This is a genomic window from Candidatus Endomicrobium procryptotermitis, assembly GCA_031279415.1.
GTDB lineage: Bacteria > Elusimicrobiota > Endomicrobiia > Endomicrobiales > Endomicrobiaceae > Endomicrobium_B > Endomicrobium_B procryptotermitis.
In genome coordinates this window covers 58,936-74,737 of sequence record JAITIP010000037.1, presented here as the reverse complement: position 1 = coordinate 74,737, position 15,802 = coordinate 58,936, and the positions used below count along the sequence as shown (strand labels likewise).

The following is a 15,802-nucleotide window of genomic DNA, read 5'->3' as shown; positions in this document are numbered from 1 at the left end:
TGTTATTCCCGAAATGTATATTTTGTTTCATTTTTTGGCGTCCACCATTCTATAAAATTGTAGCCCACACCTATGGGAAAATCTTTCACGCCGCGAAACCTTTTATGCAACGCTGTCAAGCTGTCAGAACAATATAAAAACACGCAGGGAGGGTCTTCGTACATAATCTCTTGTATTTCATGATACATTTTTTTTCTTTTTTCAAAGTCAAACGTCGTTCTGGCGTCTTCCAGAAGTTTGTCGACTCTTGCATTATTATATGAAAGAAAATTATATTGTCTGGGAGCGGTTTGTCCTGAATGCCAAAGCAAATACTGGTCAGGGTCAAGAGTAGTGCTCCAGCCTATAATAACAGCATCAAACTCTCTTTTGGCTATATACTGGTTTATAAAAGTGCTAAACTCTATAATTCTTATATTAACTTTTAAGCCTATCTTTTTTAAATGCTGCTGAATGATTTCAGCACTTAACTCTCTTTGTTTGTTTCCCTGATTCGTAGTTATTGTAAAATCAAACGGCTTGCCTTTATATTCAAGATACCCATCGCCATTAACATCTTTAAATCCGATAGAATTTAGGATTTCCAAAGCTTTCTGCGGATTATACTCGCTTTTCGGAAGATCTTTATACGCCCAGCTTTGCGGAGGATAAATGCCGTTTATTTCCGTTCCAGTTCCCAAAAGCACTCCATCTATAACATCTTTTTTATTTATTGCAATTCCGACAGCTTTTAAAAAACTTTTATCGCCAAACGGTTTACGCAGACGGTTAAATCCCAAAAATGAAAAAGCAAAAGTCGGGTATCTGTATTTGTCATAACGTTTAAAAAAACTGTCATATGCATTCCATTGGTCTGGCGTCAAACCTGCAAAATCAAGAGACTCATTTCTGAGTTCAAGAAACTGTACCGAAGAGTCAGGCACTATTCTTATGATATATTTGTTTATGTACGGTCTGCCTTCAAAATAATCCGGATTTGCCGTAAGAACAATTTTTTGATCCGTCTGCCACGATTCAAATTTATACGGCCCGGTTCCTATGGGTTTTCTGTTGGCCGCAGCTTCATTAAAATCCATTCCTCTAAAAACGTGTTCCGGCACGATAGACATTCCCCAGCTCTGAAGGTTAGGCGCAAATGGCCGCTCATAATAAACTTTTACAGTATAATCATCAACTATTTTAAGTTCTTCAATAAGCATAAAATCCGATGAGTAAGGAGTTTTTGTGTTGGAATCTATAAGAATGTCGTAGGTAAATTTAACGTCTCTGGCTGTAAAAGGTCGTCCATCATGCCATTTGACATTTTTTTTCAGGCGGAACGTTATAACAAGTCCGTCTTCGGAGACTTCGAAACTTTCCGCCAAATCACAGGTTAAATTTAAATTCTCGTCATATTTTATCAATCCGTTAAATATCATCGAATTGACGTAACCGCTCGGTGTGTCGGTTGCAAGAATGGGATTTAAAAAAGAAGCGTCGCTTCCTATGGCGGTAACAAAAGCATCCCCGTAAATCGGCGTATCATCTGACGACACAGCTTCATGTTTCTGATTCAAACCGTCGGAAGAACACGCAGTCAAAAACAACAATAAAAACGGAATTAATTTATTTTTCATCCGGCCTTACTATTATAGTCAGGGAATCCTTTGAGAATATTTTATTTGCAATTTTCAGAATGTCTTTACCACTTACTTTATCCATCTCTTCGAGATATTTATCGTCATACTCATAACCTTGCCCTACACTTTCGCGCCAGCCGTAATAATATGATTTTCTGTCAACGGTCTGTCTGTCCATTATGTAAAGCCCTTTTATATACGTTTTTGTGTCTTTCAGCTCCTGTGCATCAACCTCGTTATTACGCAAATCTTCCAATATTTCATCTATTCTTTTAAGTGTAATATCTATGTTCTTTTTATCTAAACCTATGTAAATGACAAAATAGCTTTTATGCGTTCTTGAAGGATAAATTGCGCTGACTTCATAAGCAAGACCGAGCTTTTCTCTCAGTTCCGTAAAAAGCCTGCTTGTCATTCTGCCTCCAAGAACCGCTCCTGTAACCTTCAGAGATATGTAATCTTTGTCTTTCAAATCAGGCGCTAAAAAACCTTTCATTATGTACGCCTGATTAAATTTGCCTTTTATTTCGATGGTTTTTATTTCTCCACCGCCCACATTGAAATCCACATCTTTAAATTTTTCTCCGGATTCTATATCGCCAAAATATTTTTCAAGCGTATTCTTAAGAGTTCTTTTATCTATGTTTCCTGAAACTGATATTAAAATATTTGAAGAATTAAACGAATATTTATGCCATGCTTCAAGCTGACTGCGCGTAATCTTATTTAAACTTTCTTCACTTCCTAAAACCGTCAGAGCATATGGAGCGTCTTTGTAAAAATTAATGGTAAAATTATCAAGCGCTGTACTAAATATGCTGTCTTTTCTAGCGTTAAGTACGGCCGCAATATCTCTTTTTTCAGTATATATTTCATTTTCATCAAAAGCTGGGTTTTTTATCACGTCAGCAAGAATTTCTGCGGATGCATCAAAATATTCCGATAAAAAGCTTATGCTTATGCATTGCGCATCATAATCTACTAAATTGGAAAGGTCGGCACCTATATTGTCAACGTCACGCGCTAAAATATCGCTTGAACGGTTTTTTGTGGATTTGACCATGAGATTTGCCGCCAATAAAGATATTCCCGCGTTTTCTTTCGTTTCCAACACGACGGCGGCAGGCGTAAACACTTTCATCGAAACAACACCTATTCCATTCGTTTTGTCAAATATTACTTTTATGTTATTTTTAAGCGTAAAATCTTCCATTTGTCCTCCAAAAGCGGCTTGTGATATTAGAAACAATGATATTGCAAATATAATTTTTTTCATACTATTTGCCTTCCGGCAACATAGCCGCTGTTATGACACGATCTTTGTTATAATATCTTTTTAAGAATTCCTGCGCGTCCGAAGTTTTTAAAGCGCTCATTTTAAATAAAAATTTTTCCGCAATTTCAGGTCTTCCCATAAGATTCCAACTGCCATACACATAACCTATGTTGAAAGGCTTTTCAAAAGAAAAACTCCATCCTGTTTTCACGGAAAGTTTTGCTCTGTCCAATTCTTCCCGCGTTATGCCGTTATCGATGATATTTTGTATCTGCGAGTCTATCTCTTTTTTTATCTCTTCATAATTTGCCGCATCAAATACAGCGCTTATGTAAGCGTATCCTGTACCTCTCATCATCTGGAAAGAAGAACTTATCGAATAAACAAGCTGTTTTTCTTCTTTTAAAACCCTGTAAAGTCTTGAAGATTTGCCGCCGCCCAAAACGTGCATGGCAATATCTGCAGTAAAAATATCATCGGAACTTGCATCAGCTCCTAAAAAACCTGTTATCATATATCCTACTTCGACTTTACTTTTTTTAACAAATTCTTTACCTTTATGAGCTTCTTCCAAAAGCATTGGCTCATTGGGAAGAGGCTTTTTTTCAAATTTCCCAAAAGTTTCTCCAATAAGAGCGTTTATTTTATCTTCGTCAAAATTTCCGCATACTACGACTGTCATTTTCTGAGGTATATAATGAGCGGAATAATAATTAAAAATTTCATCTCTGGTAACCGCCGCTATGATTTCTTCGCTTCCTATAACACTATTTCCCAAAGCGCTTTTTTCATACGCATTTTTAGAAAACGATTCGTGCAATACGGCAAAAGGTCTGTCAAAATATCTCTGAATTTCTTCGATAACGACCTTTCTTTCTCTATTTATCTCATCTTGTGGAAAAAGAGGGTTTTGCATTGTGTCGGCAAGCATTTTTATCGACTCTTCAACGCCGTCTTTTTGTATATCTATATAATACATCGTAAACTCGTTTGACGTCGCCGCATTTATGTAGCCACCCATATTTTCGACTTTGCGGCTGAGTGCGTCACCCTGATAATTCTTGCTGCCTTTAAACATTAAATGTTCCAAAAAATGCGAAAGTCCAGCCTGATTCGGTTTTTCGTCTACGGCGCCGGCCCTCACGTAAACCGCAACGGAAGCGGCAAGATTGTTCTTATCGCTTCTTAATATCGAAATAAGTCCGTTATCATATTTCACTATTTTTGCTCCTTTTGAAATGCAGCCGCCTGTAACTATTAGGCAGAGCATTATCATACATAATATTTTTATCTTAATTTTTTTCATTTTCCATTATTTCCTTTGAGACAATTTTTGGAATACCTATATCGGCAACTGTGATTTTTCCCGTATACTGCCGTGCAGATTTATTTTTAAAAGCTTTCTTAGGAAAAGCAAAAGTCACCGTTTTGTCAGCATTGACCACGCTGCCGGCAATTTCGCCACTTCCACCATCCATTCCAGAAGGAATGTCAACGGAAATTTTATAAGCTTTTGCCTTATTTATAGCATTTATAACTTTTGCCGCAGCACCTTTAACCGTACCGCTTACGCCCGTTCCTAAAACGGCATCGATAATAAGCCCTGCTTTTTTTATATGTGCATGTGAAAAAGAAATATATGCATTAAGTTTTTTCAAAATATCAAAATTTATTTTGCAGTCTCCTTTAAAAAACTCAGGAGATTTCGTCACTACGACGCTTACATTAAAACCTTTATCAAGCAGATATCTTGCAGCGACAAATCCATCGCCGCCGTTGTTTCCACTGCCACAGACAACTGCAACATTTCTATTTTTCATTTTTTTTAACGCCTTTTGCGCTTCGCGTGCCGTGGCTTGACCGGCGTTTTCCATTAATATCAACGAAGAAATTCCATACTCAGCAGACGTCCTGTCATCAATATCGCGCATTTGCTTAACAGTAACAAAGACATCATTTTTCTTATTTTGCCGCATTTTTGTTACGCTCTTCAACTATACTCATAACTATGTCGGCATAGGAATATGCCCACAATATCATAAGCACATAATTTATCAATTTAAGTTTTCTCGCGTTTTGAGTTATCAGCTCTTTTGCAAATATTTTCATCGAAGCAAAATCTGACGGAACAGATGAAGAATCAACAGAAAAAATCAAAATTAATGACATTATTACAAGCAAAAGCAAAGCTATCGCCAATATTATAAATCCTTTTTTAAATCTCTTGAGCATCAACTGTCCTATTCCTGGACCCAAAAATGTGTTAAGCATTATTACAACACCGTATTTCCAAAACATTATTTTTTACCTTACCGCCTCAATAAATTACCATGCCAGCATAACCAACAACTTCGCTGAAATCCCCGGTTATTTCTCCGGAATTCGAATATTTTAAAAGTTCCGCTTTTTGCGCACCAGCTAATTTCGAATATAAAAGCATCGAAGCAGTCGGAGATACTCCGCACATACTTATATTTTTCTCCTCAACGACTTTCAATAAACTCTTTCCATCAAGCCGCATAATTTCTTTTATCGCATAGTCGTCGCATATTTTAGCGATTGAGGCGTTGGAATAATGACTCATATCCGTAGAAGCAGTTACACAGATTTTTGCAGTGTGGCTGCATGAAGCCTTATAAATCGCCTGCGCCAAATCGGCGCATTTATTATAATCAGCCGCTATAAGACAAAGTGGAACTATTTTGGCTTTGGGATTTACGGCTTTGATAAAAGGAAGCTGAACCTCTATGGAATGTTCCATAGCATGCGCCGTATCGTCAAATTCTGCATACTTTGAATTTTGAACTATAAGTTTTGCAAGTTCATAGTCAATTTCTAAATCACCCGTAGGCGTTTCCCATGTTCCCGAAGGATAAACCGCTATTTCGCTGCCAAGTCCGGTATGGCTGGGGCAAAGTATCACATACGTTTCGCAAATATCGCAGCTTGCAAAAGTAATTCCTGCGGTTTTTCCCGAATATATCCAGCCTGCATGAGGTGACACTATTCCCACAGCATTTTTTTTGTCTTTGACTTCGGGGATATATCTTTTTATTTCTTCCTCATTGTTTGGATACCAATTTCCAAAACGCATTGTTCTTTTCATTGCTGTTCCTGTTGCCAACCATTTTCAAAATTTAATTTTTCAATACAAACAAGAGCTTCTTCATATTCATCTGCCGTAATAATTCTTGACAGTTCCTTGTAATCATAAGACTTATAAGCAGGGTGATATTGAGACATAAGACTTATAAAAGTCTGCGGTGAAAGTTCATTAGCTATAAATTCCAAAGATTTTTTTGTATTCTCAACATTTCCCGGCAATACCATATGCCTGATTAAAACTCCGCTTTCGGCTATTGCATCATTATTAATTTTTAAAAGACCTTTCTGTCTTACCATTTCCTTCAGTGCCGCACGGTTTACTTCGACATAATCTTTTATGCCGCTGTATTTTAACGCCGTTTTATTATCTGAATATTTTATGTCTGGAAGATAAATGTCAACTATATCTTCAAGCAATTTTATAACCTCAACCCTTTCGTAACCGCTGCAATTAAAAACTATCGGAACTTTCAAACCTTTGTTTCTTGCCTTGCAAACCGCTTCAGATATTTGGGGACTGTAATGAGTAGGCGTAACAAAATTTATATTATGAACTCCCTCATTTTGCAGTTCAATCATTATATCCGCAAGCTCTACAACAGAAACTTCTTTGCCGTTTCCCATCTGGCTTATGGGGTAGTTCTGACAAAAAACACATTTTAAAGTACAGTTCGTAAAAAAAATTGTACCCGAACCATTCTTGCCCGTAATGGGCGGTTCCTCACCCATATGAACATTATAACTTGAAATTAAAATTTTATTTCCAGTTTTGCAAATACCCGTCTGTCTGCCGTTTCTGTTTACTCCGCATTTTCTGGGACATATTTCGCATTTATCCATCATGGAGTAAAGCTTTTCAATTTTTACTTCAATATTCATATGTTTTCCGAATCTACGATTATTGTAACAGGACCGTCATTATGTATTTCAACAAGCATATCGGCACCGAACTCGCCATTTTCAACTTTAAGTCCCGAACTTTTTGCGATACTTAAAAATTTTTCGTAAAGTTTTTTCCCATGCTCATAAGAAGCTGCTTCATTAAAATCCGGTCTTTTGCCTTTTTTACAATTTCCATAAAGCGTGAATTGGGAAATAATTAAAAGATCGCCTTTTATATCATGCAGAGAGTAATCAAATTTCCCGCAGTCGTTTGAAAATATCCTGAGATTCATTATTTTATCAAAAATTTTGCAGCATATTTGCTGCGTATCATTTTTTCCGAAAGCAGCCAGAATAACCAACCCTTCGGCAATCTCTCTTTTTTCCCCGCTTTCTATTCTAACAGAAGCTTTTTTAACTCTCTGAATAACCGTTTTCATTTATAATTTGAAAAAGACAAACACAAATATATTTTAATTCACGCCTATCCGGACTTGAACCGGAATCACCGGCTCCGGAGGCCGGTGCTCTATCCAATTAAGCTATAGGCGTACAAAAATCAATGTATTGCAGACAGATATTTTTCACTGTCTTCTAAAAATATCTGTTTTTAAAGATGTTACTCTGTCGAGAAAAACTTTTCCATCCAAATGGTCTATTTCGTGCTGTATGCAGACCGCTTCATAACCATCGGTTTTTAAATGTCTCTTTTGTCCGTCCAAATCCATATAATCGACTTCTATTTTCTTTTTTCTCATGACGTTTCCTATAAAGTCAGGAACACTCAGACAGCCTTCTCTGGAACTTATTTTTCCCGAAGAATAAGTTATCTGTGGATTTATCATGATTAATGTTCCTGAACTTCTATGAGACTTTTCACTGAGCGAAACGTCAACTATTATAATCCTTGTCAAAAAGCCTACCTGAACGGCGGCAATTCCTACGCAGCCTTTGTGGGCAAGCATGGTCAGACGCATATTTTCCGCAAGTTCGCAAATATCTTCGGTAATATCGTTTACTGGAAACGATACCTGTTTAAGCAAAGAATCCGGAATAGTTATTATGTCTAAAATAGCCACTATATCTCTGCCGATTCCGCCCGGTTGACCGATACCGCGACATTGAGATATTGCGCCAAATCCGAAAGTCTATTTTTAATTTTTTCCACGGATACCTTTTTGGGAATTTCCACTTCAATAATCATAATATAAGTCTTTTTGCCTTTGCTTTTGGATAAAGTTGTCTGCACGTCCGTGATATTTATTTTATATTGTACAAGAAAAGAACTTAAATTATAAACTATACCCGGTTTGTCCGCACCATAAACAGATATTATATACGCCGCGGAAGATTTTTGTTTTTTCGGCGTAAACGACAAAAGCGGCGTATACGAGAAAGACATTCCAAGTGACTTAGCCGACTTTTGAAGTGTGGAATATAGACTCTTTATATTTGTATCTTGAGGAAAGCTTAGTATAAGTATCATCGCGAATTGGCCGTGAAGAATCGTCATTGTTGACTCTTCTATATTGCATTTATATTCATATAATACTTTTGCGATCGTGCTTACAAGACCGGGTTTGTCTTTGCCTATTGCCGTCAAAGAAATGTATTTTGACATAATTACCTCCTAAACTACACCGCAGCTCTATTAATTATACTTTAAAAATTTAACATATTGAGAAATTTTTTTGATTTCTATATTACGCATATAATTTTCCATATACGCATAGTCTGGGTTGCCATTGTTATCTACAGGAATAAGAATTGTTTGTCTTTTTACTCGTTCTGTAAAAGCCTTATAGCCAAAAGCAAATTTATTTTTATTATTATTCATAACCTTACTTAAAAATAAACCGACATAACGATTAAGTTTTTCATTGTCAAGAATTGTTATTTCATCGCTTGCCGTGAATTTATTTTTTACATAATATACATCGCCAAAAGTGGTGTGTATAAGCTTATTTGCAGTAGTAAATAACGGATTATTTATAAAATCAGTTAACCCATTATTACTTTCAGCGGCTGAATAATAGGCAAGATTTCCTGTTTTGCGATTTGAATTGATAAGCCTTTTGCCTCGCTCAACAGTAAACAAGCCGCCAATCTGAAATTCGCGCCATACAGGACGATTATTTACCCCCCCCCCCCCCAACATTTATTTTACTTAAATATGTTTCATAGCGTTTGATTAATTTTTGTTCTTTGGATTTCATGTAATCAGTCATAAACTGCCAGTCTGGTTCGCCGCTATCGTCAACTGGCAAACAAATTGACCGTTTCTTCACTCTTGTACCAATTAAACCTTTACCATAACCAAAACCACAATTTTCAACGCTTTTGTTTAGCATTTTTTGAATAAACAGCCCGTTATATTTGTTTATTCTCTCATCAGAAATTACATACATTTTATTTCCTGTAATATACTCAAACGGCTCATAAAAAAAAGAAGCGTTCTCAGCGCCGAAAACTATTGAGTTTTTTGGATTAGATTTAAAACTGTTATTTGAAACTATTGCTTCAAATCCATTATTTAAATTTGTCCGGCTGATATAAGCGATGCCTCGCTTAGTTTCGCAAAGATTAGTTTTGTGATATGCTTTTGAATTGGAGATATTACAAAATAAATCTTCAACAATAAATTCTTTCCATTTTCTATCTGATAAATTATTCATTCTCTATCCTGTCTTCAAACCCAAACAAATAACCGCGTCCGTGAGCTATCATATTAAACTCAAAAGTCAAATAATCGGCCATTGTCTTTTCAAATTCGGTGTCTGTTGGTATCTCGTCGTTAAAATAATAAAAACTGTGCAGCCATTCGTCTTCAGCTTCAATTTTTGTTTTAACCATAAACTTGCTTTCTGCGTCTTTATTGTGCCGCCAACATTCTAATAAACGACGTTTCTTTTCTTTGGCTCTTTCCGTTTCAATTAATCCTATATGTTTATTGACTTCAAACCCGTCGTCTTCAAAGTTGATAAATTTTACATAGTCGTCAGCCGAGTGCGGTTTATGAGCTGTAAAAACAGCTATGCAAGCGTTTGTGCCTATGCGGTAAAAAGTATTTTTATTAAGAGTAATAACGCCTTGCAATGTATGACGTTTTAAAATTTCAACTTTTACTAATTTATCTTCTTTTGTCTTGCCAACCATCGCACTTTGAGGAACTATAACTACTACACGAGCTTCGTCTGCCATACTATTGAGCAAGCGAGAAATAAAATTTATTTCAGATAAATGCGCAGTTTCTTTATTTTTGCTTTGCGAATACGGCGGATTCATAAAACCGACACTAAAATTTTTCTTGCGCAATTTTTGTGTTTCTTGTTGTAAAAAATCAGCACATATTAAATTACTTTTTCCATCACCTCTTAAAATCATATTTGTAGTGGCTATAGAAAACATATCGTCCCTTAATTCCACGCCGTATATTTGATTTTTCTTTATATTTTCTTTTTGCTCTTTTGTTTTTGCTTGTTTAAGCATTTTATGCAGTCCAGCTATAAGAAAACCGCCTGTTCCACAGCATGGATCAAAAACTATATCCTTTGCTTTAATATCCACTAAATCACAAAACAATTCTGTAATATGAGACGGAGTAAGCACGACACCTAACGTTTGCCCATCTCCGCCGCTATACTTCATAAATTCGCCGTAAAACCTGCCTAAAACATCCTCTGGCGAATTAGCTTTTGTATAAGCGATAACATATTCTTTTAGATATTCTGTAAAATAACGCAAAGGAGTTTTGCCGAGCTTTTTATTATAGTCGCTTAAGATAACGCGGGTTTTAATAATATTAAATTGAGCAAGAACCTGTTGTAATTTTACTTGCGGTTCTACCTGCACTCTCTGCATATGAGAAGAAACCGCCTCGTATATTTTTTGTCCGTCACTTTTAACTTTATCGCATATTAAAGTATTTATAAAACCTTGCTGGTCTTCATAATGCTCGTTTAGTGAAAGTAAAATTGCGGAAACAACCAACGGTTTTTCCGTATCGCTAAGCTGGGCGTAATTTCTTAAATCTTCATGCAGTCTTTTTGCACGGTTTAAAATATCTTTCAATTCCGTGACTTCTTTTGGTTCTTCGCGTAAAACTTGTTCGCGATAGTAACGATTTATATTTTCGGAATTAAAATTTTCAAAATTATTAACTTCTTTTAATAATGTATATTTGCCGTTTTTATCCACAAAAATCGGTCGGATTTTATAGTGTCTTTTATCTCCTGAACAACCAAAAGCAAAAACTTTTTTAAAATTAGTGTTTTCAACAATATGTCTTGCATAATGCAACGCGCCGTTTTCAGCGTATTTTGTTATATCTTTTATTTGGATAGATAATTGCTGTTTGGTATCGTCAACATATTTTGCCTGTAAATCAACAGTCGCTTTATCCTCACCTACTAAAATAAAATCGTTGACTTTTGCAGTAAACTCAGGTCTGCCTGCATGTTTAGAATTTCTTTTAGAAGCCGTTCTCAAAGATTCAGAAATCTCTTTAATTTTACTCCCCTGGTATTCAAATTTAATACCTGCCTGCTCAAGAAGTTTTCCAATAAAAAAATCCATATTTTTTTCGTTCATATAATTTCCAATTCAATTATATTTAAATCGGGTATGCTTAAATTTATAAGTATTTGTCGGCGTTTTTTATGACTTCATTAATTTTTGTAATGTCTTTTGAACCGCCTTGCGCAAAGTCAGGTTTTCCACCTCCGGAACCGTTTATAGCGGATGAAAAAGATTTTGCAATTTTTCCTGCATTTACTCCTTTTTTAACGTAATCTTGGGTTGCTGAAATTATAAAAGAGGCTATGCCTTCGTTTATAGAAACGATTATTAAAATTATAGAGCCGATTTTTTCTTTGATTTTGTCGGATATTTCCCTAAGCGACTTAACGTCTTGTCCGCCAACTGATAAAGACAAAAATTTGAAACCTTTGACTTCTTTTACGTTTTTAACGTAATTATCTATTTCGCTAGATATTAAAAGACTTTTTAACGAGTTAAGCTCTTGTTCAAGCTTTTTATAATCGTCAAAATATTTTTGTATTTTTATCATTAAATCGGTTTTTGAAACATTAAATAATTCCAATATTTTTTGATAACTGCGTTCCTGTTCGGAAACATAAAGTTCGGCTGCTTCTCCCGCAACTGCTTCTATGCGTCTTATACCTGCTGCTGCGGAAGATTCGGAAAGAATTTTTAAGAATCCTATCTCTCCTGTTCTTGAAATATGCGTTCCGCCGCAGAGTTCCATAGAATAATTTGAGTTTCCATCCTCATTTTTTACAGAAACCGTCCTGACAATATCGCCGTACTTTTCGCCAAATAATGCCGTAGCTCCTGCATTTCTTGCTTCATTTATCGTCATATTTGCGATGCATACTGGAGTATCTGCTCTTATTACGGCGTTAATATTGCTCTCGATTTTTTTTAAATCGTCTTTTTTTATCGCAGAAAAATGGGTAAAATCAAAACGCAGATAATCCGACGTAACCAAAGAACCTGCCTGCGTAATATGTCCACCTAACAATTCTCTTAAAGCTTTATGAAGAAGATGGGTCGCTGTGTGATGACGCTGAATCTGAAGTCGGTGCTTTTTGTCTATAATAGAAAGAATTTCGATTTCTTTTCTAAAACAACTTTTTAAAATTTTTATTTTATGAACAAACAAATTTCCTATGGGCTTAAAAACGTCATACACTTCAGCTTCAGCGTTAAAAGAAGGCATAAATATTTTGCCCTTATCCGCGCTTTGACCGCCGGATTCGGCGTAAAACGGAGTCTGCGAAAGAATAATTTCGCCTTCATCTCCTTCGTTTAATTCACCTACTTCTTTTCCGTTTTTAATTATTGACAAAACTTTTCCAGAAAATTCAAAATTGTCGTATCCTGCAAAAAACGTATCTCCGTACTTTTTATGCAGAATGGAATAAAAAGTTATATCTTTTTCTCCTGAACCGCCCCACGCCGAGCGTGATTTTTCCTGAGCTTTTCTCTGTTCGTTTTTAAAGCCTTCTTCATCAATGGACATACCGTTTTCTGCGGCTATTTCTTTTGTCAGATCATGAGGAAACCCGTAAGTGTCATAAAGTTTAAAAACATCTTCTCCTTTTATAGCGGCGATTGCTTTTGTTTTATAAGAATTTATCATATCCGAAAGCAGCACTGAGCCGGCTTCAAGAGTTTCGAGAAACTTTTCCTCTTCGACTTTTATTATCGCTTTGATATTGGCAAGTTTTGACGACAATTCCGGGTATGCCGGTTCCATTATTTTAAACACGACAGCCGCAAGCTCGTTTATAAACGGTTTATCATAACCGTACATCTTTCCCTGCCTCACGGCTCTTCTCAATATCCTTCTTAAAACGTAACCTCTTCCTTCATTCGCCGGCAGAATACCATCGGATATTAAAAATGTCACGGCTCTGGAATGGTCTGCTATCATTCTCAATTTAGATATGTTTTTGCCCTCATATTTTACGTTTAAAATTTTTGAAGCTTTTTCCATTATCGGCACAAACAAATCCGTTTCAAAAACACTTTTTTTTCCGTTAGCCGCCGCAACAAGCCTTTCCAATCCCATTCCCGTATCTATATTTTTTCTAGGCAAGTTTTTAAGCGAACCGTCTGCCTGCTTATCGAACTGTGTAAAAACGAGATTCCATATTTCCAGATATCTGTCACAATCGCATGACGGGCCGCATGTAGGCTTTCCGCAGCTCATTTCCGCACCTAAATCTATAAGAATTTCGGAACATGGTCCACAGGGCCCGATATCACCCATATTCCAAAAATTTGTATCATCGCCCATCCTCATAATTTTATTCTCTGGAACTATTTTTTTCCATATTTCGGCCGCTTCATCATCGTCTTTATAAATCGTTATGTAAAGTTTGTTCTGCGGCAGAGACATATTTTTCGTTAAAAATTCCCATGCCCATTCGACAGCTTCTTTTTTAAAATAGTCGCCGAACGAAAAATTGCCCAGCATTTCAAAAAACGTCAAATGCCTCGTAGTAATTCCGACCTGTTCTATGTCTGACGTTCTAAAACATTTTTGACAACTGGTCGCTTTCGTAAAAGTATCTTTACTTTGTCCTAAAAAATGCTGTTTAAACTGTACCATTCCGGCAGATGTAAAAAGTAGAGTTTTGTCTCCCGAAGGCATAAGGGAATCCGAAGCGACAGAGACACACCCTTTATCCTGAAAAAAACGCAAAAATTCTGCCCTGATTTGTGCAGATTGTCTAATACTTTTTATATTCATAATATTATGATTCTAGCAAAAAAAAAGACCCAACTCAAACGACTCAGCTTATAAATATTTGACTATATAAAAACAATAAGGTAGAATTATTAAATCATTTAAATAATATAATTTTTTATAATTTTTGGAGGAATAAAGTAATGGCAAAGCTTAAAACAGGAAGACATACTTCCGCTCTTAAAGAAGCAAGAAAAGCTGAAAAAAGAACCGCAAGAAACGCTTCGGTAAAGAGCAAAATTAAGACTATGGTAAAAAAAGTTGAGACCGCAGTAAAAAATAAAGATACAACACTTGCCCAAGATCAGCTCAACATAGCTTTTTCGAAATGGGACAAAGCCGCAAAGAAAAATATAATTCATTACAAAGCGGCCGCAAATCAAAAAGCAAGACTTTCAAGATTAGTCGCCGGAATTTCAAAATAAAATAAAACACATAGAAAATTCCGCTTTGCCTATATTAAGCAAAGCGGGGGTTTTTATTTTGGCATTTAAAAAAGCTGAGAAGTTTAGTCATACAGTCTTGACAGGAACTCAGAAAGATTGTTATCCAGTATTAAAACACTACGGGCAGGTTGCGCTGCATTGGATGTCACATTTCCAAGTCTTTAAGCTTCTGATTTTATCTGCATACGGAAAGTATGATTTTTTCTAGAGCGGATATCGCATCGGAAGACCCTGTTTTGATTGCTATATCGGCTTTTAACGTCACTTTTAAGCTGTTTTTAAGACTTTTTACATTATGTTTTGACAAATTTGAAAAAAAAGCTTTTGCAAAATAGTTGTGGATTCTCAGCGCTGATGCAGTTTCAGCATTTGACATTCCTTTTTCTTCAATCATGCTTTTAGCATTAAGAAGTTTTCTAATCGCCGACGATATTTGCGACAATATCATCACGGCATCGCTGCCTTCCGCAAAAAGTTTTTCCAAAATGAACATGGCCTTTTTCAAGTTCTTGCTCTCGATTTCTGAACCTAAAGCGTATATGCTGACTTCTTTGGTATAACCGCTTATTTGTTCTATATCTTCTTCTGTAATCACTTTTTTATCTCTTCCCGTATAAATGCACAGCTTTTCTATTTCATTTTCAATGTTCATTAAGTCAACGCCATTTTCATCTATTATTGTTGAAATCGCATTATATGAAACGTTCTTTCCCCTTGCGGCAAATTCTGATTTAATAAACTCTTTTACTTCATTCTCATATTGTTTGCGGCAGTCTACAGCCACACAGCTTTCTGAAGAAACACATTTGTTTATCAATTCTTTTCTTTTGGCAGTTCCCTCTTTTTTGTAATTGTCGGGATATAATAATATCAGGCAGGACGTGTCGATAACATTAGAAAGATAACCCGAAATCCTTTCCGCATCTGCAGCTTTCATTTTATTAACCGCTTTTACTATCACCATCCTTTTTTCGCTTAAAAAAGGAAGAGTCTGAACAGCATTTAAAATATCTTCTGCAGACGAATCGGAAGCATAGAAAACTTCTTTGTTTAAATCGTCAGCGGTAAGAATGGAATTAATTTTCTTAACACAGGAATCAATAAGATAAGATTCTTCTCCAGCAAACAGATATACAGGAAAAACGTTTTTTAAAGCAGTATGTTTATTGAAATCTTGAAATTTTGTAAAAGCCATTTT

16 protein-coding genes and 1 tRNA gene are annotated in these 15,802 nt (G+C 35.9%); 1 reads left to right on the top strand and 16 read right to left on the bottom strand.

Annotation, left to right across the window (positions count from 1 at the left end; translation table 11 throughout):
• Positions 1-2: 2 nt before the first annotated feature.
• The 15 genes from LBD46_07375 to alaS form a co-directional block, all read right to left on the bottom strand.
• Positions 3-1,616 (bottom strand): peptide-binding protein, encoded by a 1,614-nt coding sequence (locus tag LBD46_07375; protein MDR2426976.1) that lies wholly within the window; start codon positions 1,614-1,616, stop codon positions 3-5.
• The gene (locus LBD46_07370) at positions 1,606-2,895 is read right to left on the bottom strand and encodes an insulinase family protein (protein ID MDR2426975.1); all 1,290 of its coding nucleotides are present in this window, start codon (positions 2,893-2,895) and stop codon (positions 1,606-1,608) included. The genes LBD46_07375 and LBD46_07370 overlap by 11 nt, the downstream gene beginning before the upstream one ends.
• 1 nt (position 2,896) lies before the next feature.
• Positions 2,897-4,201: an insulinase family protein gene (locus LBD46_07365; protein MDR2426974.1), complete on the bottom strand. Its 1,305-nt coding sequence runs from the start codon at positions 4,199-4,201 to the stop codon at positions 2,897-2,899.
• Positions 4,188-4,871, bottom strand: a complete 684-nt coding sequence (locus tag LBD46_07360) for an NAD(P)H-hydrate epimerase (protein ID MDR2426973.1) — start codon at positions 4,869-4,871, stop codon at positions 4,188-4,190. The genes LBD46_07365 and LBD46_07360 overlap by 14 nt, the downstream gene beginning before the upstream one ends.
• Positions 4,858-5,193, bottom strand: a complete 336-nt coding sequence (locus tag LBD46_07355) for a hypothetical protein (GenBank protein ID MDR2426972.1) — start codon at positions 5,191-5,193, stop codon at positions 4,858-4,860. Before LBD46_07355 ends, LBD46_07360 begins: the two co-directional genes overlap by 14 nt.
• 19 nt (positions 5,194-5,212) lie before the next feature.
• Positions 5,213-6,001 carry an AmmeMemoRadiSam system protein B gene (amrB, locus tag LBD46_07350; protein ID MDR2426971.1) on the bottom strand — a complete coding sequence of 263 codons (789 nt, stop codon included), beginning with the start codon at positions 5,999-6,001 and terminating at the stop codon, positions 5,213-5,215.
• Complete coding sequence (locus tag LBD46_07345) at positions 5,998-6,879, bottom strand: radical SAM protein (GenBank protein ID MDR2426970.1); 882 nt, start codon at positions 6,877-6,879, stop codon at positions 5,998-6,000. The genes amrB and LBD46_07345 overlap by 4 nt, the downstream gene beginning before the upstream one ends.
• On the bottom strand, positions 6,876-7,322 hold the full coding sequence (gene dtd / locus LBD46_07340; protein ID MDR2426969.1) for a D-tyrosyl-tRNA(Tyr) deacylase: 447 nt from the start codon (positions 7,320-7,322) through the stop codon (positions 6,876-6,878). Before dtd ends, LBD46_07345 begins: the two co-directional genes overlap by 4 nt.
• Before the next feature lie 39 nt (positions 7,323-7,361).
• Positions 7,362-7,434 (bottom strand) — tRNA-Arg (locus LBD46_07335).
• Positions 7,435-7,466: 32 nt separating this feature from the next.
• Positions 7,467-7,961, bottom strand: coding sequence for a peptide deformylase (gene def, locus LBD46_07330; protein MDR2426968.1), 495 nt, complete (start codon positions 7,959-7,961; stop codon positions 7,467-7,469).
• Positions 7,961-8,503 carry a hypothetical protein gene (locus LBD46_07325; GenBank protein ID MDR2426967.1) on the bottom strand — a complete coding sequence of 181 codons (543 nt, stop codon included), beginning with the start codon at positions 8,501-8,503 and terminating at the stop codon, positions 7,961-7,963. The genes def and LBD46_07325 overlap by 1 nt, the downstream gene beginning before the upstream one ends.
• Before the next feature lie 30 nt (positions 8,504-8,533).
• Positions 8,534-9,040: a restriction endonuclease subunit S gene (locus tag LBD46_07320; GenBank protein ID MDR2426966.1), complete on the bottom strand. Its 507-nt coding sequence runs from the start codon at positions 9,038-9,040 to the stop codon at positions 8,534-8,536.
• Complete coding sequence (locus LBD46_07315; GenBank protein MDR2426965.1) at positions 9,015-9,557, bottom strand: restriction endonuclease subunit S; 543 nt, start codon at positions 9,555-9,557, stop codon at positions 9,015-9,017. Before LBD46_07315 ends, LBD46_07320 begins: the two co-directional genes overlap by 26 nt.
• Entirely contained in the window at positions 9,550-11,472 is a 1,923-nt protein-coding gene (locus LBD46_07310; GenBank protein ID MDR2426964.1) for an SAM-dependent methyltransferase, read from the bottom strand. Before LBD46_07310 ends, LBD46_07315 begins: the two co-directional genes overlap by 8 nt.
• 43 nt (positions 11,473-11,515) lie before the next feature.
• The gene (gene alaS, locus LBD46_07305) at positions 11,516-14,161 is read right to left on the bottom strand and encodes an alanine--tRNA ligase (GenBank protein ID MDR2426963.1); all 2,646 of its coding nucleotides are present in this window, start codon (positions 14,159-14,161) and stop codon (positions 11,516-11,518) included.
• Between the two features lie 140 nt (positions 14,162-14,301).
• On the opposite strand from alaS, the gene rpsT reads away from it, so the two are divergent.
• Positions 14,302-14,583, top strand: a complete 282-nt coding sequence (gene rpsT, locus LBD46_07300) for a 30S ribosomal protein S20 (GenBank protein MDR2426962.1) — start codon at positions 14,302-14,304, stop codon at positions 14,581-14,583.
• 196 nt (positions 14,584-14,779) lie between these two features.
• Here the strand turns inward: rpsT and holA are convergent, their stop codons facing one another.
• Positions 14,780-15,799 (bottom strand): DNA polymerase III subunit delta, encoded by a 1,020-nt coding sequence (holA, locus tag LBD46_07295; GenBank protein ID MDR2426961.1) that lies wholly within the window; start codon positions 15,797-15,799, stop codon positions 14,780-14,782.
• Positions 15,800-15,802: the final 3 nt, after the last annotated feature.

Coding starts and splice junctions, on each gene's coding strand:
- LBD46_07370 (MDR2426975.1), bottom strand. CDS start 2,895: ATGAAAAAAATTATATTTGCAATATCATTGTTTCTAATATCACAAGCC.
- LBD46_07315 (MDR2426965.1), bottom strand. CDS start 9,557: ATGAATAATTTATCAGATAGAAAATGGAAAGAATTTATTGTTGAAGAT.
- LBD46_07345 (MDR2426970.1), bottom strand. CDS start 6,879: ATGAATATTGAAGTAAAAATTGAAAAGCTTTACTCCATGATGGATAAA.
- LBD46_07355 (MDR2426972.1), bottom strand. CDS start 5,193: ATGTTTTGGAAATACGGTGTTGTAATAATGCTTAACACATTTTTGGGT.
- LBD46_07360 (MDR2426973.1), bottom strand. CDS start 4,871: ATGCGGCAAAATAAGAAAAATGATGTCTTTGTTACTGTTAAGCAAATG.
- LBD46_07310 (MDR2426964.1), bottom strand. CDS start 11,472: ATGAACGAAAAAAATATGGATTTTTTTATTGGAAAACTTCTTGAGCAG.
- LBD46_07320 (MDR2426966.1), bottom strand. CDS start 9,040: ATGTTGGGGGGGGGGGGGGTAAATAATCGTCCTGTATGGCGCGAATTT.
- holA (MDR2426961.1), bottom strand. CDS start 15,799: ATGGCTTTTACAAAATTTCAAGATTTCAATAAACATACTGCTTTAAAA.
- LBD46_07375 (MDR2426976.1), bottom strand. CDS start 1,616: ATGAAAAATAAATTAATTCCGTTTTTATTGTTGTTTTTGACTGCGTGT.
- dtd (MDR2426969.1), bottom strand. CDS start 7,322: ATGAAAACGGTTATTCAGAGAGTTAAAAAAGCTTCTGTTAGAATAGAA.
- alaS (MDR2426963.1), bottom strand. CDS start 14,161: ATGAATATAAAAAGTATTAGACAATCTGCACAAATCAGGGCAGAATTT.
- LBD46_07365 (MDR2426974.1), bottom strand. CDS start 4,201: ATGAAAAAAATTAAGATAAAAATATTATGTATGATAATGCTCTGCCTA.
- amrB (MDR2426971.1), bottom strand. CDS start 6,001: ATGAAAAGAACAATGCGTTTTGGAAATTGGTATCCAAACAATGAGGAA.
- rpsT (MDR2426962.1), top strand. CDS start 14,302: ATGGCAAAGCTTAAAACAGGAAGACATACTTCCGCTCTTAAAGAAGCA.
- LBD46_07325 (MDR2426967.1), bottom strand. CDS start 8,503: ATGTCAAAATACATTTCTTTGACGGCAATAGGCAAAGACAAACCCGGT.